We start from the raw sequence: 20,576 nt of genomic DNA, 5'->3' as shown, positions 1-20,576 counted from the left end.
AGGCCAGGGTGATCAGGAACAGTGCGAGGCCGGGGAACAGCAGGTACGCCGGGTCGGTCTGCACCCACCCGACGGCGTCGCCGATGCTGCGGCCCCACGACGGCGTCGGCGGGGTCACCCCCACGGCGAGGAAGGACAGCGCGGCCTCGGCCCCGATCATCGACGGGATCGAGATCGTCGCGTAGACGGTGATCGTCGCGGCGAGGTTCGGCAGCAACTGGGTCCGGATCACGTGCCACCGGCCGGCGCCCATCGCGGTCGACGCGACGACGTAGTTCCGGTGCACGAGCGACAGCGTCTGTCCCCGACGACACGGGCGACGGACGGCCAGCCGAAGAACCCGATGACGAGGACGACCAGCACGGGCTTCGGGAACGACGTCGGCACGATCGCGGTGAGGGCGATCATGAACACCAGCGACGGGAAGCCGAAGATGACGTCCACCACGCGGGAGAGCACGCGGTCGTACCATCCGCCGAAGAACCCGGTGGTGACGCCGACGAGCACGCCGATGACGATCGACACGACGGTCGCCGCGAGCCCGATCCCGAGCGAGGTCCGTGCGCCGTAGGTGACGATCGCGAACAGGTCGCGGCCGGTCAGCGGCTCGACGCCGAACCAGTGCTCGGCGCTGATCCCACCGCCGACGCCCTTCGGCGCACCGAACGAGTTCAGCGCGTCGATGTTGTACCCGTACGGATCCTGTCCCGTCACGGCGGCGATGAGCGGCGCGGCGACGGCCACGACGACGAACACGACGATGACGACGGCGGACGCGACCGCCCAGCGGTCCTTCCGGACGCGGCGCACGACCGGCGCGGAACCCGGTGCTCCGGGCCGCGGCGGCCGACACCGGACGGTCGACGACGTTGGCGGTCACGAGGCCACCCCTTCCCATGCGCGCCAGGCCTCGCGGCGAGCAGCCTGTCGCACGGGGTCGGCGACGGGCGCTGCGGCGAGGAGCATGCGCGTGTAGTCCTGCTGCGGGTCGTCGAGCACCGCGTCGGTCGTGCCGCGCTCCACCACGCGTCCGTCGCGGAGCACGACCACCTCGTCGGCGAGCTGCCGGACGACGGCGAGGTCGTGGCTGATGAGCAGCATGCCGAACCCGAAGTCCTGCTGCAGGTGAGGAGAGCAGGTCGAGCACGGCGGCCTGCACGGTGACGTCGAGCGCCGAGGTCGGTTCGTCCGCAATCACCAGTGCCGGCCGGAGCGCGAGCGCAGCGGGCGACGGCGACGCGTTGCCGCTGTCCGCCGGAGAGCTGGTGCGGGAACCGCTCGGCCCACGACGGGTCGAGTTGCACGGCGGTGAGGAGCTCACGGACGTGGTCGGCTCGGGAGTCTGCCGACGCGGCGTCGTGCACGAGGAGCGGCTCGGCGATGCTCCACCCGATGGTCTGCCGCGGGTTCAGGGACGAGGCCGGGTCCTGGAAGACGATCCCGACGCGGCTGCGCAGTTCGCGGAGGCGCTTGCCACGAGCGGTGCGGAGGTCGCTGCCGTCCACCTCGACCGAGCCCCCGACGACCGGCACGAGGCCGGCGAGGGCACGTCCGATGGTCGACTTGCCGGACCCCGACTCGCCGACCAGGCCGACGGTCCCGCCGGCGTGGAGGTCGAGGTCGATCCCCGAGACGGTCGGCTCGCCGCGACGCCCGTACCGGACGGCGACGTCGCGCAGCTGCGCGACCAGCGGCCGGGAGGCGCGACTCGCGTCCGCAGCGGCGACCAGCGACGGTTCGTTGGTCGCTGTCTCGGACCCGCCACGCGCCTCCAGGCTCGGAACGGCCGCCAGCAGCTCACGCGTGTAGTCGGCCGCGGGGTGGGCGAAGACCTCGGCGACGCTCCCGTGCTCGATCGGGTCGCCGCGTCGCAGCACCAGGACCTCGTCGGCGACGTCCGCCACCACACCCATGTCGTGGGTGATGAGGAGCACCGCGAGGCCGCGCTCGCGGCCGAGCCGACGCCAGCAGGTCGAGGATCCCGGCCTGCACGGTGACGTCGAGCGCGGTCGTCGGCTCGTCCGCGATGAGGGCGACCGGGTCGCCCGCCAGCGCCATCGCGATCATCGCGCGCTGCAACTGCCCACCGGACAGCTCGTGCGGGTACGCCTTCCGGATCCGCTCCGGATCGGTCAGGCCGGCGGAGCGCAGCGGCTCGTCGATCCGCGCCGACACCTCGGCACGGTGGAGGCCCGACGGGTGGGCCCGGACGGCCTCGGCGATCTGGGTGCCGATCGACAGCACGGGCGTGAAGGAGTTCATCGGCTCCTGGAAGACCACCCCGATGCCCGCGCCACGCACGGCTCGGAGCTGGTCGGCGGACGCGCCGACGAGTTCCTCGCCGCGGAACCGGATGCTGCCGGAGACGTGCGCCTCGGGCGGCAGCAGTCCGAGCAGGCTCATGGCGCTGACCGACTTGCCCGAGCCGGACTCGCCGACCAGGGCGAGCACGCGGCCGGGCGTCAGCGAGAAGGAGACGTCACGGACGACAGGCTCCGCGTCGCCGAACGCGACGCGGAGCCCCTCGACCTCGAGCAGCGGAGAACTCACTTCGCGAGCGTGACCTTGAGGTAGTTCGGGTACGCCGGGAAGTCCGCGATCTGGAAGTTCTGCACGTTCGAGCCGGCCAGGAAGGACTGCTTCGCGTAGGTCAGCGGGACGATCGGGGCGTCCTCCATGATCTTCTTGTCCGCCTCGGCCCAGAGCTTCTGCGCGTCCTTCTGGTCGACGGTGCCGCTCGCCTGGTCGATGAGGGCGTCCACCTCGGGGTTGCTGTACTTCGAGACGTTGTAGCCGCCCCCGCCGATCTGCGACGAGTCGTAGAGCGGCTGGATGTTGGCGTTGGCGCTCGGGAAGTCCGGCTGCCAGCTGAACATCGCGAGGTCGAAGTCGGAGCCGTCCGTGGTCGCCGTGTAGAACGAGTCGATGTCGTACGGCTTCAGCGTCACCGTGATGCCGGCGCGCTTGAGACCCGCCTGGATCGCCTGCGCCTCAGCCAGGTTCGCCGAGTCGTTCTGTGTGGCGAGCGTCAGCTTGAGGTCCGAGACGCCTGCTTCCTGCAGGAGCTTCTTCGCCTTGGCGACGTCACCGGTGGCACCGGGCTCGTACAGGTCGTACTGCTGGCGACCGGCGATCCCCGGCGTGATGAGGGTCGAGGCGTAGGTCCCGGCGAGGGCCACCGCCCGCGGCGATCCGGTACGACTTCTTGTCGACCGCGTACTGCAAGGCCTGACGGACCTTGAGCTCCTTGAGCGAGCCCTTCTGCGTGTTGATCGCCAGGTAGTTGATCGGGCCGGCCTTCGACGTGGCGAGGCGGTCCTGCGCGGCCGGGTTCGACCGGACCTGGTTCAGTTCGGCTGCGCCGAGGTAGGTCGCACCGAAGGAGTCCTTCGCGTCGCCGTTGTCCGCGATGAGCGTCTGCGTGACGGTCGACGGGTCCTGGCTCTCCTTGAAGACGACCTTCGACGGGCCGGCGGTGCGGACGTCGTCGGTCTTCGCGCTCCACGACTTGTTCCGGACCAAGGTGATCTGCGAGCCCTGCGTGTTCGACTGCACCTGGTACGGGCCGGACGCGACCGGCTTGGTGTCGTAGGCGCCCGTGTCGGTGCCGTCGCCCTCGGGGACCGGGGCGAACGCCGGCATCGAGACGATCCACGGCCAGTCGCCGTAGGCCGCGTTGAGCTTGAACACGATCGTCGAGTCGTCCGGCGTCTCGATGCTGTCGAGGGTCTTGCCGTCGAACGGACCCTTGTACGAGTCACCGCCGACGAGGAGCGACTTGTGGTAGCTCAGGCCACCGGTGAGGGTCGGCGCGAACGAGCGCTCGATGCCCCACTTGATGTCCTTCGTGGTGATGGCCTTGCCGTCCTGGAACTCCAGCCCCTTCTTCAGGTGGTAGGTCCAGGTCTTGCCGCCGTCGCTCGAGTCGCCGGTGTTCGTCGCCAGGTCCGGGACGACCTTCGCCGTCTTGCCGGGCTCGACGTCCCACGCGGTCAGACGACGCAGCACGAGGCCGAGCGTCGTGATGTTGAGGTTCTGGCTCGTCGCGGGGTCGAGGTGCACCGCAGTGGCGGTCGTCAGGACGTTGAGCGTGCCGCCCTTGCTCGTGCCGCTCGAGGCGTCGTCCGAGGCTCCCCGCCCGAGCAGCCGGTGAGCACCAGTGCTGCTGCTGCGGCGACCGCCGCGGTGATGGTCAGGCGCTTGGGGCGTCTCATGACGATGCTGCTCCTCGTGGGGAAGGGGTGTGGTGTCGACCGGCGACGGTCGCTGCGGGACCGCGGGTTCGGGGGCACCGGGCGGCGTCCATCCTGACACCGCGGTGGTCGCCCGTCCGAATCCCGCGTGCGACGGACGTCGCACCACGTAACGGTCCAAGCCCTGGGCGACGTCCCGCTATTCCCGATGCGTCGACACGCGGATCTGTGAGCGACGAACGGTGAAATACGTCGTACCAGCGGACAGTTGGTCGTAGGCTGCTCGTGGTCGTGTCACCCGCCGGAGCACGACCTGGGCGAATGAGCGAGGCCCGGAACTGCACGAACAGTTTCCGGGCCTCGATTTGCCTTCCGAGTGGAAGCCAAGGGATGCAAACCCATCCCGGAGTCAATCGCTCGGAACCGATGGTAGCCGAGCCCGCTCGGCTCCGCATCCCTTGGTCGAAGCTCCTCGTGTCAGCCGGCGACGACACAAGGAGGTCATCGATGTCGCAGGACAACGACGGCCGGACCAGGCGCCAGGCGCTGTGGTTGGGGATCGCGAGCTTGCTCGTGAACCTCACCCGGCTCCTGCTCGACCTGATCCGCAAGGCCTAGGGACACGGGCGCCCCCACACCGCGACGAGCGATGTGGGGGCGCTCCATCCGCCACCGGAGGTCAACGGTCGAAGAGGCCGCCGAGGAAGTCGCTGCCGAGGTTCGACGCCTGCTCGCCGAGGCCCGACGCCTGCTCCCCCAACCCGGAGAACTGCTCGCCGAAGCCCCCGAGGAGCTGCTCCCCCTCACCCGCCAGCCCCTCGATGCCACCACCGAGGTCGGCGAGGCCGAGGTCGCCGATGCCCGAGGCGATCCCCTCGAAGTCGACGCCGACGTTCGCCGCCTCGGCCAGCACCGGTCCGGCCGCAGCACTCAGGACGGCCCCACCGGCCACGGCGACACCGAGGCCTCCGAGCGCCATCGCTCCGGCGCCGACCGCGGCGCCGCCGGCGAACGCGCCACCACGACCGCCGCCGCGACCGGGAGCCGGAGCCGGAGCCGCCGAGGACCCGTCGGATGAGTCCCGGACGGGAGACCTCGCCACGGGTCATCGCGCGGGCCATCCCGCCGGCCGAGTCGTCGCGGAGGTGCTCGTGCGGCGGGAGCTCGGAGTTGAGCCGGTTCCGTACCTGCTGGCGCTGCGCCGGGGTCAGGCGGGCGAAGGCGTCGTGGTGGACCTGTTCGAGCTGGTCCGGGGACGAGGTGCGGAGGAGGTAGTCGTACTTCGCCAGGGCGACCTTGTCCGAGTCGACGGCCCCACCCGACTGCGGCTGACCGTACCGACCAGACGCGGGCTGGCCGGGCGCCGGCTGGTGGCCCGACATCGGCTGGCCGTACTGCCGCTGCGGCGGCCGCTGCTGCTGCTGCTGCTGCTGCTGCCCACGGTCGTCGCCGGTCAGCCGGTCCGCCGCCGTCCGGACGATGTCCCGCCAGTCGGAGCCACCCTGCTGTGAGCCACCCTGCTGCGGACCGGAGCCAGGCGCGCCGTCACCCTGCCCGCGCTTCTGGAGCTGCTTGTCGATGACCTTCGAGGCCATGCCGAGGATGCGGTTGAGGTTCGCCATGCCCCGACCTTTGCGTCCTCACATGTGGACGCTCAGGGACGACGCGGTGTGCCACCCCGAGATCGCATCCGGATGTGCTGTGAAACGCGCTCCGGCCTCAGGCGAGGACGCGCGCGAGGAACAGGTTCGGAACCGCCCGGTGGGGTCGAGGTCCCGCGCGAGCGCCGCGAACGACGACAGCCTCGGGTACACCTCGTGCAGGCGCTCGACACTCGTCGACGACACCTTCCCCCAGTGCGGCCGGGCATCGAACGGCGCGAGGACGTCCTCGATCCGCGCGACCGCGGCGGCCACGGCCTCGGCGTCCCGGCGGAAGGTGAAGTGGATCCCGACCGACTGCCGGCCCGACGACGGCGCGAGCCACGCGGTGTCCGGCGCGATGGTCCGTACCTCGGCGGCGATGAGGAGCGGGGCGAACAGCTCGCGGAGCGGTCGCAGGGCCTGCAGTGCCGGGACGGCCGAGGCTGCGGGGATCAGGTACTCCGCCTGGATCTCGGCACCGGTCGACGGTGTGAACGACGACCGGAAGTGCGGCAGCCGCTCGGACCACGGCCCGGGACACCGCCCTGCTCCGTGACACCGGCGGGGTCGTTCTCCCCCGGGTGCACCGGACCGGCGGCGGGCCGGGCACCGAGTGCGGCACGAGGTCGACGGCCGGCGCCGGCTCGTCGACGCGGTGCTTCACCCAGACCTGCCGGGCGCCCCGGTCGTCGAACGACGTGAACATCGACACCGAGTAGGCGTCCGACACGATGTCGTCGAAGTGCGCGGCGACGGCCTCCCACGGCAGGTCGAGGTGCACGGTCGTGGCGACCTGGAACGTCGGCTCGATCGCGAGCTCCACGGCGGTGACGACACCGAGCGCCCCGAGTGCCACACGGTGGGCGTCGAGCGCACCGTCCGCCGTCGACGCATCGACCCGCACCAGGTCGCCGGAGGCCCGGACGACCTCGAGGCCGACCACCGCCTGCGCGAGGGACGGGTTGCGCACACCGGAACCGTGCGTGCCGGTGGCGACCGCCCCGGCCGTGGAGATGTGCGGCAGGGACGCGAGGTTCGCGAGTGCCCAGCCACGTGCCTCCAGGCCGGCCGCCACCTGACTGTGGATCATCCCGGCGGCGACCCGGACCACCCGACGCGACGTGTCGATGTCGAGCACGGGCGGCAGGTCGGCCAGGGAGACCTGGACCGCGTCGGTGTCGGCGATGGTGTTGAACGAGTGACGCGAGCCGAGCGCCGTCAGGCGCGGGGTCGACGCGACGAGCTGCTGGAGCGCGTCCACCGAGGTCGGGCGCGCCAGCGCCGAGGCCCGGTAGGTCACGTTGCCCGCCCAGTTCGTCCGCGTGCGCTCGGCCGCGATCACGTCGCTCATCGTGGGGTCCTGACTCCTAGAAACCGCGGTCGAGACGGTGCCACGTCTGCTGGAGACGCAGCTCGTCGCGGAACCCGCGAGCGGTGGTGTGCTCGTCGATGACGAGGAACTCGGTCCCCACCATGGTGGCGAAGTCCTCGACGACCCCTGCAGGCCGACGGCGGTCGTCATCACGGTGTGGTGGGCGGCGCCGGCGGTGAGCCAGGCCTCCGCGGCGACCGGGAAGGACGGACGCGGCTCCCAGACGGCACGGCCGACCGGGAGCTTCGGCAGGGGCCTCGGTCGGGGGCACCACGTCGACGACGTTCGCGGTGAGGCGGAAGCCGTCGCGGGTGTCGGAGAGCGCCACGACGACGGCCTCGCCGGGGTCGGCGGTGAAGACCAGGCGGACCGGGTCGTCCTTGCCGCCGATGCCGAGCGGGTGGATCTCGAGCACGTCGGCTTCGTCGTCGTGAGCGTTGGGCGAGACCTCGAGCATGTGCGCCCCGAGGATCTTCTCGGCGCCCGGGGTGAGGTCGTAGGTGTAGTCCTCCATCAGGGAGAGCACCACCGGGCAGGCCGGCGCCGGCGACGTTCATCGCGCGGACCAGGACCGCCGTCTTCCAGTCGCCCTCGGCCCCGAAGCCGTAGCCGTCGGCCATCAGGCGCTGCACGGCCAGGCCCGGCAGCTGCTTGAGCGAGCCGAGGTCCTCGAAGTTCGTGGTGAACGCGGCGCTGCCGTTCTGCGCGAGCAGGGTGCGGAGGCCGATCTCGATGGCGGCGCCGTCGCGGAGCGCGCTTCGGCGTTCGCCCCCTCCTGGAGTTCCGGTACGAGGTCGTAGGACGCGTCGTAGGTGGCGAGCAGCGCGTCGATCTCGTGGTCCGAGGCGGCTTCCACCGCTGCCGCGAGCTCGTTGACGGCCCACGTGTTGACCTGCACGCCGAGCTCGATCTCGGCCTCGGTCTTGTCGCCCTCGGTGACGGCGACGTAGCGCATGTTGTCGCCGAAGCGGGTCAGCTTCAGCTCGCGGACGGCGGCGGCACCGGCGGCGGCACGGGTCCAGTTCGCGACGCGCTGCTGGACGCGGGGGTCCGACACGTGGCCGACGGCCGTGGCGTGCCGGACGCCGAGGCGCGCGAGGGCGTAGCCGAACTCACGGTCGCCGTGCGCGGCCTGGTTGAGGTTCATGAAGTCGAAGTCGATGTCCGCCCACGGCAGCGTGACGTTCGCCTGCGTGTGGAGGTGCAGCAGCGGCTTCGTGAGCGCCTGCAGGGCGCCGATCCACATCTTCGCGGGGCTGAAGGTGTGCATCCACGTGGTGACGCCGATGACCTTGTCGTCGGCGCTCGCCTCGATGAGGGCGCGGCGGATGCCGTCGGCGTCCTTGAGGACGGGCTTCCAGACGAGCTTCACGGGCAGCGCCGCGACCAGTTCCGCGTGCACCTGCTTGCTCTGCTCCTCGACCTGGCGGAGGGTCTCCTCGCCGTAGAGCCCCTGGCTCCCCGTCAGGAACCAGACCTCGTAGCCCGCCAGTGTCTCGACGGTGGTCTCCTGCGTCATTGCATGGCTCCTTCGGGGTTCTGTCCGTAGACGTTCTGGTAGCGATCGAAGAGTCGATCGATGTCTGCTGGTGCGATCGGGACGACCTCGCCGCCCTGCTTCGCGATGTGCACGGTGCGCGCCACGTCCTCGCACATCACGGCGGCCTTGACGGCGTCCTTCGCGTCCTTGCCGATGGTGAAGACGCCGTGGTTCTGCATGAGGACCGCCCGGCTCCGGTGACCGGCGAGCGTCTCGACGATGCCGTGGCCGATGGAGTCGTCGCCGATGATCGCGAACGGTCCGACCGGGATCGGACCGCCGAACTCGTCGGCCATCGCGGTGATCACGCACGGGATGGGTTCCGCTCGTGCGGCCCACGCGGTCGCGTAGGTCGAGTGGGTGTGGACGACGCCGCCGACCTCGGGCATGTTCCGGTACACGTAGGCGTGCGCAGCGGTGTCGGAGCTCGGCCCGTGCTCGTTGCCCCAACCGTCGGCGGGCACGCCGTCGAGCGTGCAGACGACCTGGTTCTCCGGCGTCAGGTCGTCGCTCGACACCCCGCTCGGCTTGATGACGAACAGGTCCGTGCCGGGCACGCGCTCGGAGACGTTGCCGCCGGTCCAGATGACCAGGCCGTAGCGGACGAGCTCGCCGTGCAGGCGGGCGACGCGTTCACGGGTGGCCGCGACGGCCCGCTGGGTGTCGGGGTCGGTTGCGCTGGTCATCTGGTCACTTCCTGCTCTGCCGGGAGGCGCGGCTCGGCTCCCGCCGTCCCCTCGCCTCGGGTCGTGGTCGCGTCGGCGCCGGCGGCGGCTGCCGCACCGGTTCCGGTCGTCTCGGGTCGGGTCGCCGCTGCCGCCACGGCCTGGACGGGCAGCGCAGCGCGGTACCGGCCGAGGTACGTCTGGAAGCCCTCGACGTCGCGCGGCTCGGGGTCGGCGACGTGGACCGTGCCCCCGCCGAAGACGGTGTCCGCCAGGAAGTCGGCGAGGTGGTGCTCGGTGTGCTCGAGGTACGCGGCGAGCACGGCGATGCCCCAGGCGCCACCCTCGCCCGCGGTCTCCTCGAGCGCGACGGGGGACCCGCAGTGCCGCGGCGAGCAGCTGCTGTGGGGCGCCGGGCGTCCGGAAGAGTCCGCCGTGCGCGGTCATCCGGTCCACCTGCACGTCCTCGCCGTGCAGCACGTCCATGCCGATCGCGAGGGTGGCGAACGCGCCGTGCACCTCGGAGCGGACCAGGTTGCCGAGGGTGAAGCGCGCGTCGGGGGTGCGGAGCAGCAGGGGCCGGCCGTCCTCGACGTGGGTGACGGGTTCGCCCGCCAGGTAGTTGAAGGAGAGCAGCCCGCCGGCGTCGGGGTCGGCGTGTTCGGCTTCGTCCAGCAGGACCCGGAACACGTCGTCCGTCGCCATCGGGCTGCCCGATGCCTCGGCGAAGCGGCCGAAGACCCGTGCCCAGCTCGCGATCTCGCTCGCGCCGTTGTTGCAGTGCACCATCGCGACGGCGTCGCCGGACGGGGTGGTGACGACGTCGAGTTCCTCGTGCGCGGACTCGAGCGGCTGCTCGAGGACGACCATCGCGAAGATGCTCGTGCCGACGCTGACGTTGCCGGTCCGCGGTGCGACGGCGTTCGTCGCGACCATGCCGGTGCCGGCGTCGCCCTCGGGCGGGCAGAGCGGGACGCCGGGGCGGAGCGAACCGGTCGGGTCGAGCCACGCGGCCCCATCGGGGGTGAGGGTGCCGGCGTCGTCCCCGGCGACGAGGACCTCGGGTAGGAGCGCGCGGAGGTCCGGCACGGCGTCGCCCAGCAGGTCCTGCGTGACGGCGAGCATCTCGGTGTCGAAGTCGCGCGTGCCAGGGTCGCCCGGGCCGCTGTCGGCGGGGCTGCTGTCGATCGGGAAGACGCCGCTCGCGTCGCCCACGCCGAGGACGTCGCGGCCGGTGAGCCGACGGTGCACGTACCCGGCGAGCGTGGTGATGCCGGCGATCTGCGGCACGTGCGGCTCGTCGTCGAGGACGGCCTGGTACAGGTGCGCGATCGACCAGCGCAGCGGGATGTTGAACCCGAGCGCGTCGCTGAGCCGTTCGGCTGCCGGGCCGGTCGAGGTGTTGCGCCAGGTCCGGAACGGCACGAGCAGGTCGTCCTCGGCGTCGAACGCGAGGTAGCCGTGCATCATGGCGCTCACGCCGGCGGCGCGGAACGTCGTCGGGGTCACGCCGTACTGCGCCTCGACATCGGCCACGAGGGCGGCGTAGGCGGCGCGGAGTCCGGTCTCGACCGCCTGGAGCGAGTAGGTCCAGCGCCCGTCGACGAACTCGTTCTCCCACTCGTGCGAGCCGGCGGCGATGGGCACGAGGTCCTCGTCCACCAGGCACGCCTTGATGCGCGTGGAGCCGAGCTCGATGCCGAGCGTGGTGCGGCCGTCCTCGACCTGGTGTCGGCGGTCGTCGCTCATGCAGTCCTCCCAGACCTCGTCGTCCCCGTGAGCGCTCACATCCTGGCACGTGAGCGCTCACTCCCGCAACGCGGCTCGCGGGTCGCACGAAGTGCCGCCCACCCGAGCCCGGACGCCCCCTCCGCCGAGATCGCACTTCGTCGGGGTTCATCGCGCGAATCGTCCGCCGAACTGCGATCTCACCGAACACGCCCCGGGCAAGCGCCCCGCCGATATCGCACTTTCGCGGCGACATTGAGGACCGATGGCCGCCGGAGTGCGATCTCGGCGAACCGGCGCGACCCCGCGGCGCGACAGGCGCGACCCCGCGGCGCGACAGGCGCGACCCCGCGCGACCCCGCGCGGCCCCGCGCGACCCCGCGCGGCCCGGCCTAGGCGCCGACGGTGTCTCGCGGACGACCAGGGTCGGGGTGACCGCGGCCGACGCCGCCGGTCCCCCGTCGATGAGACTCAGCAGCGCCTGCCCCGCCACGCGGCCGAGCTCCTCGAGCCGCAGGTCCACCGTGGTGAGCGGCGGACGGCTCGCGAGCGCCATCACGTCCCAGTCATCGAACCCGGTGACGGCGACGTCCTCCGGGACGGACCGACCGAGCTCCCGCAGCCGGTCGCACACACCGCGGGCGATCTGGTCGCTCCCGCACACGATCGCGTCGACCTCCACCGATCCCCGCGCCAGCACGTCGACCGCCTGGCGCCCCCACCGTTCCGTCCACTCGCCGTACATCGGCGGAGCGACGACCCGTGACCCGAGCACCGACACCGCCCCCGCGACTCGGCGTTCGGCGGAACGGTGCCGCTCGGGCCCGGTCACGATGGCGACCCGCGAGCGCCCGAGCGTCAGCAGGTGGGAGGCGACGGCCGCGCTGCCCGCCGAGTCGTCGAGGGTGATCGACACGTCGGACGCCGAGGTCGACGGCGTGAACGCGTAGACGACGGGCATCGCCGCGTCGATGGGTGGGCGGGGGTCGGCCGAGCGTCCGGTGACGATGATGCCGTCGACCCCGCGGGCGGCGAGCGAGCGGAGGTAGTGGGTCTCGCGCACGTGGTCGTCGCGGGTGTCGCAGAGCAGCACGGCCATCTGGCCGGCGGACAGCGCGTCCTCGGCGCCGAGCAGCACCGGGATCGAGAACCGGCCGAACGAGTCGGTGGTGATCATGCCGACGGTGTAGGTCCTGCCCGAGGAGAGCGCCCGCGCCCGGGCGTCGCCGACGAACCCGAGCTTCTCGGCGGCCTCCTTCACCCGGAGTCGTGTGGCGTCGCGGAGCTGCCCGGTGCCGTTGAGCGCCTTCGACGCGGTGCCGATCGACACCCCGGCGAGCGCCGCGACGTCGGTGATCCGGACGGGCTGCGCGGCGCGGTCGAGGGAGCTGCGTTCGAGGGTCACGGCAAGCTCCTTTCCGGATCGAGTGGCGTGTGGATGAGCATACGCACAACAGCGCTCTGACACTTGCGCCCCGGCGGTCTGTGTCGTACTGTCCACCGCAGAAACCGTTTTCCGAACGCTGCACGAACCGCGGACACCGGAACGGCCCCAGTCACATCGCAAGGAGGCGACATGACCACCACGCTCGCGACCGACAGCCGTGCGCAGACCGCGACGCCGGTCCTCCCGACCGCCGACGCCCACCTCACGCTCCGGCCCCTGCCGACCGGCGACGCCCGGATCACCGGCGGCTTCTGGGCCCTCCGGCAGGAGCGCCAACGGCCGTGATGCGGTCCGCGGCGGCTACGCGCTGCTCGAGACGGCCGGGAACTTCCGGAACCTCCGGATCGCGGCCGGGCTCGAGGAGGGCGAGGCCACCGGCCCGATCTTCATGGACTCCGACGTGACGAAGTGGCTCGAGGCCGTGGCGTGGGAGTACGGCCGCGCGCCGTCGGAGGACCTGCTCGACCTCCAGCGCGAGGTCACCGCCCTGTACGCCCAGGCGCAGGCCGACGACGGCTACCTCGACTCCGTGCAGCAGATCCGGGGGGAAGGGCGAGCGGTACACGGACCTCAAGTGGAGCCACGAGATGTACTGCGCCGGGCACCTGTACCAGGCGGCCGTGGCCCAGCACCGTGCGACGGGTGACACCGGCCTGCTCGAGGTCGCGATCAAGAACGCCGACCACCTGGTGAGGACCTTCGGCGAGGGTGACGGCAAGACGACCGACATCGACGGGCACCCCGTCGTCGAGATGGGCCTCGTCGAGCTCTACCGCGAGACCGGCAACCGCGACTACCTCGAGCTGGCGCACTGGTTCGTCGACGCCCGCGGTCACGGCATCATCGAGCGCGCCGGCGGCGAGCCGACGTACTTCTCCGACCGGGTGCCGAGCCGGCAGGCCGCGACCGTCGAGGGCCACGCCGTCCGCGCCGTGTACCTGGCGGCGGGTGCGGTGGACGTCGCGATCGAGACCGGCGACACCGAGCTGCTCGCGGCGAGCGAGCGCCAGTTCGCCGACATGATGGCGACGAAGGCGTTCATCACCGGCGGCCTCGGCGCACGCTGGGACTGGGAGGCGTTCGGCGACCCGTACGAGCTCCCGACCGACCGCGGCTACGCCGAGACCTGCGCCGCGATCGGTGGCGTCCAGTGGGCCTGGCGCCTGCTGCTCGCGACCGGTAAGCCCGTCTACGCCGACGCGATCGAGCGCCTGCTCTACAACGCGTTCCTCGCGGGCGTCAGCCTGGGCGGCACCGAGTACTTCTACGTCAACCCGCTCCAGCAGCGTGACCACGCGCACCAGGACGAGAACCGCTCCCCGCGCATGGGCGTCGCGGCTGGTTCGACTGCGCCTGCTGCCCGCCGAACATCATGCGGACGTTCGCGAGCCTCGACGGCTACCTCGCGACCGCGACCGACGGCGGGCTGCAGATCCACCAGTACGCAACGGCAGACCTCGGGCCGGTGCGCGTCGAGACGGGCTACCCGCACGACGGCCGCGTGGTCGTCACGGTCACCGAGGACGGCCCGCTCGCGCTCGGCCTCCGGATCCCGGCGTGGTCGGACACGACGACCGTCACGGGTGTCGGCGGCGACGCGAGTCCCGCAGCGGGCACGCTCCACGTCATCGACCGCGAGTGGACCGCCGGCGACACCGTCGAGCTCGCGTTCGACACCACGCCGCACCGCTACGTCGCCGACACCCGCATCGACGCCGCCCGCGGGCAGGTCGCGATCGAGCGCGGCCCGCTGGTGTACGCGGTCGAGCAGGCGGACCAGCAGGGTTTCACGGTCGACGACCTGACGGTCGACGCGGACGCGCCGATCACCGAGGAGCGCCAGGACGGACTCCTCGACGGCGTGGTCACGTTGCGGATCGAAGGACACGCCCCTGCCGAGCATGCGCAGGCAGCGTGGCCGTACCGGCGTCTGGACGGGCCGGGAGGCGCGGATCGCGCCGTGGGCGCCACCAGCGTCGACGACGTGGCTGGCGCTTCGGACCCCGCCACGGGCCTCCAGGCCGTCACCGCGACGGCGGTCCCGTACTACGCCTGGGCGAACCGCGGAGCCGCGCCGATGCGCGTCTGGCTCCCGCTGGCGCGGTGACGTGATGCTGCGCAGAGCGTTCCTCGCCGGCGGGCTCGCCGGCGGGGCCGCGCTCACCCTGGCCGCGTGCTCCGGCACGCTGCCCAAGGTGGACGCGAAGGCGGCGTCGTTCGGCCGGAACGCGACCGGCACCGTGCACGTCTGGTGCCGGTCCGCAACCCAGGCCGGCCTGACGGCGGCGGTCGCCGGCTTCAACAAGGCGAACCCGAAGCTGCAGGTCGAGCTCACCCCGGTGCCCGACGGGCAGTACGTGACGAAGCTCGCGACCGCGATCCGCGGCGGTGAGCCGCCGGACGTCGTGGACATCGACGACATCAACTCGCAGCTGTTCATCTTCCGCGAGGCGTTCGCCGACCTGACCGACGTCGTCAAGGGACTCGACTACTTCGACGCGATCTCCCCGGCCACCTGCGGCTGCTCGAGTACCGCGACCGGTACTACGGGCTGCCGTACCTGGCCGACAACTCGCAGCTGTTCGTGAACACCGAGCTGTTCGAGCGGGCGGGGCTCGACGTCGAGGACTCGACGAAGGACCTCGACTCGCTGCTCGCCGCGGCGAAGGCGATCCGGAAGACCGGCGACGACGTCTACGGGTGGTCGATCTCCGGCAACGCGGCGGGCATCATCGGCTTCGTCACCCAGCCGCACGTCTGGGCGACCGGCGTCGACATGATGTCCGGTGAGGTCGGCAAGCAGCAGGCGAACATCACCGGCAACGAGGCCCTCGAACGGATGCTCGAGTTCTACCGCCAGATGTGGAAGGACGGCGTGCTCTCGAAGGCGACGTACTCCGACGCCGGCACCACGTGGGGCGCCGACTTCCGGGCCGGGAAGGTCGGGATCTTCCCCACGTCGTACGGCGCGACCGTGCCCGCCGCCACGAAGGCGATGCGGGCCAAGATGCAGACCGTGCTCATCCCCTCGTGGGACGGCAAGCGGTCGTTCTTCGACGGCGGCGACAACATGTGCATCCCGAACGGGGCGGCGAACCCGTCCGGCGGTTGGGCGTTCATGCAGTACGCGAACGGGCTGCAACGCAGCAGCAGGCGCTGCCGGACGGCGGGTACTTCCCCACCCGCTCGGATGCGGCAACGCCGGCGTACCGGAAGAAGTACCCGCTGGCGTTCGGCCCGCTCGACGCCATCGACAAGGGGTACGCACCGCAGACGCTGGCGTACAACCTGCTCAACAACCAGCCGTCGTCGCCCTACTTCGCGATGTTCCGCGAGGCGGTGTTCGGGTCCGGTACGGCCGCCGCGATGAAGACGGCGCAGGCGGATTACACCCGCATCCTCGACCAGGTCCAGGCCTGACCGTCCGTCGCTCGTTCGCTCGTTTGCTGCACAGAGAGGTGCACGTCATGTCGACCATCTCCACCCGGCGCTCCGCCAGCCGGGCCGCACCCGGCCGGACCGGTGCGGGCCGGCCCCACCGTCGGCCGCGGTCGCGGCCGCGGCCCGTCCGCAACTCGCTCACCCACCCGCCGCGCACCGGGGCGGTCCTCGTCGCGCCGGCGATCCTGTTCGTCGCGGTGTTCGTGCTCGTGCCGCTCCTGTTCGCGCTCTACATCTCGTTCACGAACTGGCCCTGATCGGCCCGTACCGGTTCATCGGGCTGCAGAACTACGCGACGCTGTTCCAGGACCCGACGTTCGTGCACGCCATCGGGTACACGCTGCTGTACACCGCGATCGTGACGGTGCCGATCCTGGCGCTCGGCTACTTCCTCGCCGTGCTCATCCGGGCACGGCGGCGCGGGAGCACCCTGCTGCGGACGGTGTTCTTCTTGCCGTACGTGGTGGGCCTGACCACGCTGTCGTTCATGCTCGTCCTCGAGGCCCAGCCGAACTCCGGTGCCGTGAACATGGTGCTCCGCTGGCTCGGGATCACCGATGGCAGCACGGCCTGGCTCGTCAACGGCCCGCTCGCGACGCTGCTGATCTGCGTGCTGGTCGTCTGGGCGGTCTCCGGGCTGACGATGGTGCTGCTCATGTCGGCGATGCAGGGCATCCCCGACGAGGTGTACGAGTCCGCGCAGCTCGAGGGCGCGTCCTGGTGGCAGACCGAGCGGCTCATCACGCTCCCGATGATCCGGTCGACGGTGGCGCTCAGCGTCATCATCTCGGTGATCGGGTCCCTGCTGGCGTTCAACCAGTTCTACATCCTGACCCAAGGCGGGCCGGGGACGGAGACCACGACGATCGTCAACGCGATCTACAACCGCGGCTTCGTGAACCTGCAGCTCGGCGCCGCGACCGCCGAGTCCATCGCCCTCGTCGTCGTCATCGCCGCCGTCACGGTGTTCCAGTTCTGGGCACTGCGAGAGAAGGACTGAGCCATGAGCACCACGACCTCCCGGGCCGGCCTGGCTCCGGACCTGTCCACCCGCACGCTCACCACCACCGGAGACGGTGGTCGGCGACGCCACCACCAGGGCAGCGTCCGGCACCCGCGGGACACCGCCGTGAAGCGCACGCTCTACGTCATCGCCGGCGTCGGGTCGGCGTTGGTGTTCGGGGTTCCGCTCATCTGGTCGATCCTGCGGGCGTTCCAGTCCGAGGCCGTCATCACGCAGGCCGCCGACCCGGCGACGTTCTTCCAGCTCGGGTGGCAGAACTTCGCCGCCGTGTTCAGCTCGTCGTCGCACCTGCTCACCGGCGTCGTGAACTCGCTCATCGTGTCGATCGCGACCGCCGTGCTCACCGCGGTGATCGCGACGATGGCCGGGTACGGGTTCGCCCGCTTCCGGTTCCGTGGGTCCGGCGTGGTGTTCGGGCTCGTGCTGCTGACGATGATGGTGCCGTTCCAGGCCATCCTCACGCCGCTGTACCTCGAGCTGAACGCCATGAAGCTCACGAACTCGCTGCTCGGGCTCGTGCTCTTCTACACGACGGTGAACCTGCCGTTCGGGGTGTTCGTGATGCGGAACGCGTTCGAGTCGATCCCGACCGAGCTCGAGGACTCGGCGTTCGTCGACGGCGCCTCGCGCTTCCGGGTCGTCGTGTCGGTGCTCCGCCCGCTGCTGCTGCCCGGTGCCGCGACCGCCGCGCTCTACGCGTTCCTGGCGTCGTGGACGGAGTTCCTCGGAGCGCTGACCTTCCTGACGAAGGACTCGCTCTACACGCTGCCGGTCGCGCTGCTCAACCTGCAGACCGGCGCCTACGGGCAGGTGTCGTACGGGAACCTCGTCGCCGGGTCGGTCGTGGCGATGATCCCGTGCATCGCGCTCTACGTCGGGCTGCAACGGTTCTACGTCGCCGGCCTGTCGTCGGGCGCGCTGAAGGGCTGACGGTCGGGTCAGCTCGCCGGCGGCGTCCCTCGCACCGTGCGAGGGGCGCCGCCCTGGTGTTCCGTGTTGTTCCGTGTTGTGCCGTGTTGTTCCGTGCTGTTCCGTGTTGTTCCGTGAGATCGCACTTCGGCGTGGTTCCGCCGGAACGTCGGGCGCCGAAGTGCGATCTCGACGGCGCGGCGGCGCGGCGCGGCGCGGCGCGGCGCGGCGCGGCGGGCGCTACGCGCTCCGGCGCACCACGAGCTCGGGCGCGAGCAGCGTCTCGTCGCGGGGCTCCCCCTCGATGAGCGCCTTCACGGTGTCGAGCACCCGCTCCCCCATCGCCCGGAAGTCCTGCCGCACGGTGGTCAGCGGCGGCGTGAAGTGCGCCGCCTCGGGGACGTCGTCGAAGCCCACCACGGCGATGTCGTCGGGCACCCGGAGTCCCTCGTCGGCGAAGGCGTGCAGCGCCCCGAGCGCCATCTGGTCGTTCCCCGCGAAGACCGCGTCGACGGTGTGCACGTCGATGGTCCGCGCCGCGGCGAACCCGCTCGCCGGGGTCCAGTCCCCGTCGAGCACGACCGGGTCGAGCCCGGCCTCGCGCATGATCCGGACGTAGGTCTCGCGGCGCACCTCGGACTCCTGCGAGACCCCCGGCCCGGCGATGTGCACGATGCGCCGGTGTCCGCGGCCGAACAGGTGCTCCATCACGAGCGACGTCCCGGCGACCTGGTCGATCGCGACGGCGGCGACGCTCGGGGCGACCGGTGCTCGGGCTGCGTCACGCTGCACGGCGTTCGACACCACGACGGGAACGGTCACCGGGACCGTCAACGAGGCGAGGGCGTCGAGCACCCGGTTGTCGGCGGCGACCAGGACGATCGCGGCGACGTCCTGCGCGAGCAGGGTGGTGATGGCGGCGGACAGGTCGCCGGGCCGTGGATCGTCCGGCAGGGTCGACAGGAGCACGTGGTACCCGGCCGAACGGGCTGCCCGCTCGAAGCCGATCGCAGTGCTCGACGGGCCGTACAGCGCGTCGCCGGCGGTGATGATGCCGAGCGCCCGGCTGCGTCCCCGGCGAGCGCCCGGGCGGCGGCCCGCGGGCGGTACCCGAGTTCGGCGACGGCGTCGGTGACCTGCGAACGGTACTGCTCGCGCACCGTGGGGTCGCCGTTGATGACCCGGGAGACGGTCTGGTGCGACACCCCCGCGCGCTCGGCGACGTCGAAGATCGTGGGCGCCTTCCGGCGGTTGCCGCCCTTGCCCCCTGGGGCGGTCGTGGTGGTCACGAGGCCAACCGTACCGCGCGGTCGGTCCGCCGCCGCAAGATCGCGAAACGGTCACGACGAGTTGACACCCCGTCACGGAACCCCTCAGTATGTGAGCGCTCACACGAGCACTCACCGGGGGCACAGCAGCCCCGTCACCCGAGCGCGTCGACGTCGTCGCGCAGGAACAGAGGTACTTCGATGATGAAGCGCAAGATCGTCGCGGGCGTCGCCGCCCTCGGCATCGCCATCGCACTGGCCGGATGCTCGGCCGGCGGACGCGGCGACACCGGCAGCGGTGGCGGCAGCGGGGACAACAAGGGGTGCACTGGTCGGCGTCGCGATGCCGACGAAGGTGTCCGAACGCTGGATCAAGGACGGCAACGCCGTCAAGAGCGACCTCGAGAAGGCCGGCTACAAGGTCGACCTCGAGTACGGGGACAACAAGGTCCAGCAGCAGGCGCAGCAGGTCAGCAACATGATCACGAAGGGCGCGAAGGTCCTCATCATCGCGTCGATCGACGGCGGTGCCCTCTCCGACCAGCTGGACGCGGCCGCGAAGGCCGGCATCAAGGTGATCTCCTACGACCGCCTGCTCACCGGCAACAAGAACGTCGACTACTACGTGTCGTTCGACAACGAGAAGGTCGGCGTCGACCAGGCGAACTCGCTCCTCACCGGTCTCGGTCTGCTCGACGCGGACGGCAAGAAGACCGACGAGAAGGGCCCCTTCAACATCGAGGTCTTCGCCGGGTCGCAGGACGACAACAACGCGACGTTCTTCTTCAACGGCGCGATGAAGACGCTGAAGCCGTACATCGATGCCGGCACCATCAAGATCGGCTCCGGCCAGGACGGCTTCACGCAGGCCGCCACGCAGCAGTGGGACCCGGCGACCGCCAAGGCCCGCATGCAGAACCTGATCGCCAAGTCCTACTCGGGCGGCACCACGCTGAACGGCGTGCTCTCCCCGTACGACGGCATGTCGATCGGCATCATCTCGGCGCTCCAGGGCGCCGGGTACGGCAGCAGTGACCGTCCGCTCCCGACCATCACGGGTCAGGACGCCGAGGCCGCCTCGGTCAAGTCGATCATCGCCGGTCAGCAGTACTCGACCATCTACAAGGACACGCGCAAGCTCGCCAAGCAGTCGGTCACCATGGCCGAGGACCTGCTGACGGACAAGAAGCCCGAGGTCAACGACACGAAGAGCTACGACAACAAGGTCAAGGTCGTCCCGACCTTCCTGTTCCAGCCGACCGTCGTCACCAAGGACAACTACAAGGAAGTCCTCGTCGACTCGGGCTACTACACCGAAGCCGACCTGAAGTAGTCGCAACCCATCG

The 20,576-nt window shown here is 71.1% G+C and carries 17 protein-coding genes and 7 pseudogenes; 9 read left to right on the top strand and 15 right to left on the bottom strand.

Going from position 1 to position 20,576, the window contains the following annotated elements:
- Positions 1-16 precede the first annotated feature (16 nt).
- The 13 genes and pseudogenes from ACZ8AI_RS08480 to ACZ8AI_RS08420 all read right to left on the bottom strand — a co-directional run.
- Positions 17-253: pseudogene (locus tag ACZ8AI_RS08480) on the bottom strand (ABC transporter permease subunit); the annotation flags it as partial.
- Positions 229-810 carry an ABC transporter permease gene (locus ACZ8AI_RS08475; RefSeq protein WP_464857904.1) on the bottom strand — a complete coding sequence of 194 codons (582 nt, stop codon included), beginning with the start codon at positions 808-810 and terminating at the stop codon, positions 229-231. The pseudogene ACZ8AI_RS08480 and the gene ACZ8AI_RS08475, both read right to left, overlap by 25 nt.
- Positions 711-1,913 (bottom strand): ABC transporter ATP-binding protein, encoded by a 1,203-nt coding sequence (locus ACZ8AI_RS08470; RefSeq protein WP_464858133.1) that lies wholly within the window; start codon positions 1,911-1,913, stop codon positions 711-713. Before ACZ8AI_RS08470 ends, ACZ8AI_RS08475 begins: the two co-directional genes overlap by 100 nt.
- Complete coding sequence (locus tag ACZ8AI_RS08465; protein ID WP_464857903.1) at positions 1,798-2,550, bottom strand: ATP-binding cassette domain-containing protein; 753 nt, start codon at positions 2,548-2,550, stop codon at positions 1,798-1,800. Before ACZ8AI_RS08465 ends, ACZ8AI_RS08470 begins: the two co-directional genes overlap by 116 nt.
- Complete coding sequence (locus ACZ8AI_RS08460; RefSeq protein ID WP_464857902.1) at positions 2,547-3,179, bottom strand: ABC transporter substrate-binding protein; 633 nt, start codon at positions 3,177-3,179, stop codon at positions 2,547-2,549. The genes ACZ8AI_RS08465 and ACZ8AI_RS08460 overlap by 4 nt, the downstream gene beginning before the upstream one ends.
- Positions 3,085-4,314 (bottom strand): ABC transporter substrate-binding protein, encoded by a 1,230-nt coding sequence (locus tag ACZ8AI_RS08455; protein ID WP_464857901.1) that lies wholly within the window; start codon positions 4,312-4,314, stop codon positions 3,085-3,087. The genes ACZ8AI_RS08460 and ACZ8AI_RS08455 overlap by 95 nt, the downstream gene beginning before the upstream one ends.
- Positions 4,315-4,996: 682 nt before the next feature.
- Complete coding sequence (locus ACZ8AI_RS08450) at positions 4,997-5,815, bottom strand: hypothetical protein (RefSeq protein WP_464857900.1); 819 nt, start codon at positions 5,813-5,815, stop codon at positions 4,997-4,999.
- An 18-nt stretch (positions 5,816-5,833) separates the two neighbouring features.
- Complete coding sequence (locus tag ACZ8AI_RS08445) at positions 5,834-6,253, bottom strand: D-arabinono-1,4-lactone oxidase (protein WP_464858132.1); 420 nt, start codon at positions 6,251-6,253, stop codon at positions 5,834-5,836.
- A 538-nt stretch (positions 6,254-6,791) separates the two neighbouring features.
- Positions 6,792-7,061: pseudogene (locus tag ACZ8AI_RS08440) on the bottom strand (FAD-binding protein); the annotation flags it as partial.
- Positions 7,062-7,203: 142 nt separating this feature from the next.
- A pseudogene (gene araA, locus ACZ8AI_RS08435) lies at positions 7,204-8,727 on the bottom strand (L-arabinose isomerase).
- Entirely contained in the window at positions 8,724-9,434 is a 711-nt protein-coding gene (locus ACZ8AI_RS08430) for an L-ribulose-5-phosphate 4-epimerase (protein WP_464858130.1), read from the bottom strand. Before ACZ8AI_RS08430 ends, araA begins: the two are co-directional and overlap by 4 nt.
- Positions 9,431-11,162, bottom strand: a pseudogene (locus tag ACZ8AI_RS08425) (xylulokinase). Before ACZ8AI_RS08425 ends, ACZ8AI_RS08430 begins: the two are co-directional and overlap by 4 nt.
- A gap of 445 nt (positions 11,163-11,607) precedes the next feature.
- A pseudogene (locus tag ACZ8AI_RS08420) lies at positions 11,608-12,546 on the bottom strand (LacI family DNA-binding transcriptional regulator); the annotation flags it as partial.
- Positions 12,547-12,717: 171 nt separating this feature from the next.
- Between ACZ8AI_RS08420 and ACZ8AI_RS08415 the strand changes: the two are divergent.
- The 8 genes and pseudogenes from ACZ8AI_RS08415 to ACZ8AI_RS08380 all read left to right on the top strand — a co-directional run bounded on the left by ACZ8AI_RS08415 (position 12,718) and on the right by ACZ8AI_RS08380 (position 17,983).
- Positions 12,718-12,873 carry a hypothetical protein gene (locus ACZ8AI_RS08415; RefSeq protein ID WP_464857899.1) on the top strand — a complete coding sequence of 52 codons (156 nt, stop codon included), beginning with the start codon at positions 12,718-12,720 and terminating at the stop codon, positions 12,871-12,873.
- 103 nt (positions 12,874-12,976) lie between these two features.
- Positions 12,977-13,847 (top strand): annotated as a pseudogene (locus tag ACZ8AI_RS08410) (glycoside hydrolase family 127 protein); the annotation flags it as partial.
- Positions 13,848-13,960: 113 nt separating this feature from the next.
- Positions 13,961-14,695, top strand: a complete 735-nt coding sequence (locus ACZ8AI_RS08405; RefSeq protein WP_464857898.1) for a glycoside hydrolase family 127 protein — start codon at positions 13,961-13,963, stop codon at positions 14,693-14,695.
- A gap of 4 nt (positions 14,696-14,699) precedes the next feature.
- Positions 14,700-15,176, top strand: a complete 477-nt coding sequence (locus ACZ8AI_RS08400; RefSeq protein ID WP_464857897.1) for an extracellular solute-binding protein — start codon at positions 14,700-14,702, stop codon at positions 15,174-15,176.
- The gene (locus tag ACZ8AI_RS08395) at positions 15,173-15,958 is read left to right on the top strand and encodes an extracellular solute-binding protein (protein ID WP_464857896.1); all 786 of its coding nucleotides are present in this window, start codon (positions 15,173-15,175) and stop codon (positions 15,956-15,958) included. The genes ACZ8AI_RS08400 and ACZ8AI_RS08395 overlap by 4 nt, the downstream gene beginning before the upstream one ends.
- Positions 15,959-16,055: 97 nt before the next feature.
- Complete coding sequence (locus ACZ8AI_RS08390) at positions 16,056-16,286, top strand: hypothetical protein (RefSeq protein WP_464857895.1); 231 nt, start codon at positions 16,056-16,058, stop codon at positions 16,284-16,286.
- 62 nt (positions 16,287-16,348) lie between these two features.
- Entirely contained in the window at positions 16,349-17,029 is a 681-nt protein-coding gene (locus tag ACZ8AI_RS08385; RefSeq protein ID WP_464857894.1) for a carbohydrate ABC transporter permease, read from the top strand.
- 3 nt (positions 17,030-17,032) lie between these two features.
- Positions 17,033-17,983 (top strand): carbohydrate ABC transporter permease, encoded by a 951-nt coding sequence (locus tag ACZ8AI_RS08380; RefSeq protein WP_071291272.1) that lies wholly within the window; start codon positions 17,033-17,035, stop codon positions 17,981-17,983.
- A 219-nt stretch (positions 17,984-18,202) separates the two neighbouring features.
- On the opposite strand, the gene ACZ8AI_RS08375 is transcribed toward ACZ8AI_RS08380, so the two are convergent.
- Positions 18,203-18,970, bottom strand: coding sequence for a substrate-binding domain-containing protein (locus tag ACZ8AI_RS08375; RefSeq protein ID WP_464858129.1), 768 nt, complete (start codon positions 18,968-18,970; stop codon positions 18,203-18,205).
- A gap of 152 nt (positions 18,971-19,122) precedes the next feature.
- Positions 19,123-19,167, bottom strand: a pseudogene (locus ACZ8AI_RS08370) (hypothetical protein); the annotation flags it as partial.
- 418 nt (positions 19,168-19,585) lie between these two features.
- Between ACZ8AI_RS08370 and chvE the strand changes: the two are divergent.
- A complete protein-coding gene (gene chvE / locus ACZ8AI_RS08365) occupies positions 19,586-20,563 on the top strand; it encodes a multiple monosaccharide ABC transporter substrate-binding protein (protein WP_464857893.1) in 978 nt (325 codons plus the stop codon).
- The last annotated feature ends 13 nt before the right edge of the window (positions 20,564-20,576 follow it).

The organism is Curtobacterium sp. AC273, assembly GCF_979253735.1.
The sequence above is the reverse complement of the archived record's forward strand: the minus strand, read 5'-3'. Positions and strand labels throughout refer to the sequence as shown.

Coding starts and splice junctions, on each gene's coding strand:
- ACZ8AI_RS08470 (WP_464858133.1), bottom strand. CDS start 1,913: ATGGGTGTGGTGGCGGACGTCGCCGACGAGGTCCTGGTGCTGCGACGC.
- ACZ8AI_RS08450 (WP_464857900.1), bottom strand. CDS start 5,815: ATGGCGAACCTCAACCGCATCCTCGGCATGGCCTCGAAGGTCATCGAC.
- ACZ8AI_RS08380 (WP_071291272.1), top strand. CDS start 17,033: ATGAGCACCACGACCTCCCGGGCCGGCCTGGCTCCGGACCTGTCCACC.
- ACZ8AI_RS08390 (WP_464857895.1), top strand. CDS start 16,056: ATGTCGACCATCTCCACCCGGCGCTCCGCCAGCCGGGCCGCACCCGGC.
- ACZ8AI_RS08405 (WP_464857898.1), top strand. CDS start 13,961: ATGCGGACGTTCGCGAGCCTCGACGGCTACCTCGCGACCGCGACCGAC.
- ACZ8AI_RS08415 (WP_464857899.1), top strand. CDS start 12,718: ATGACCACCACGCTCGCGACCGACAGCCGTGCGCAGACCGCGACGCCG.
- ACZ8AI_RS08400 (WP_464857897.1), top strand. CDS start 14,700: ATGCTGCGCAGAGCGTTCCTCGCCGGCGGGCTCGCCGGCGGGGCCGCG.
- ACZ8AI_RS08430 (WP_464858130.1), bottom strand. CDS start 9,434: ATGACCAGCGCAACCGACCCCGACACCCAGCGGGCCGTCGCGGCCACC.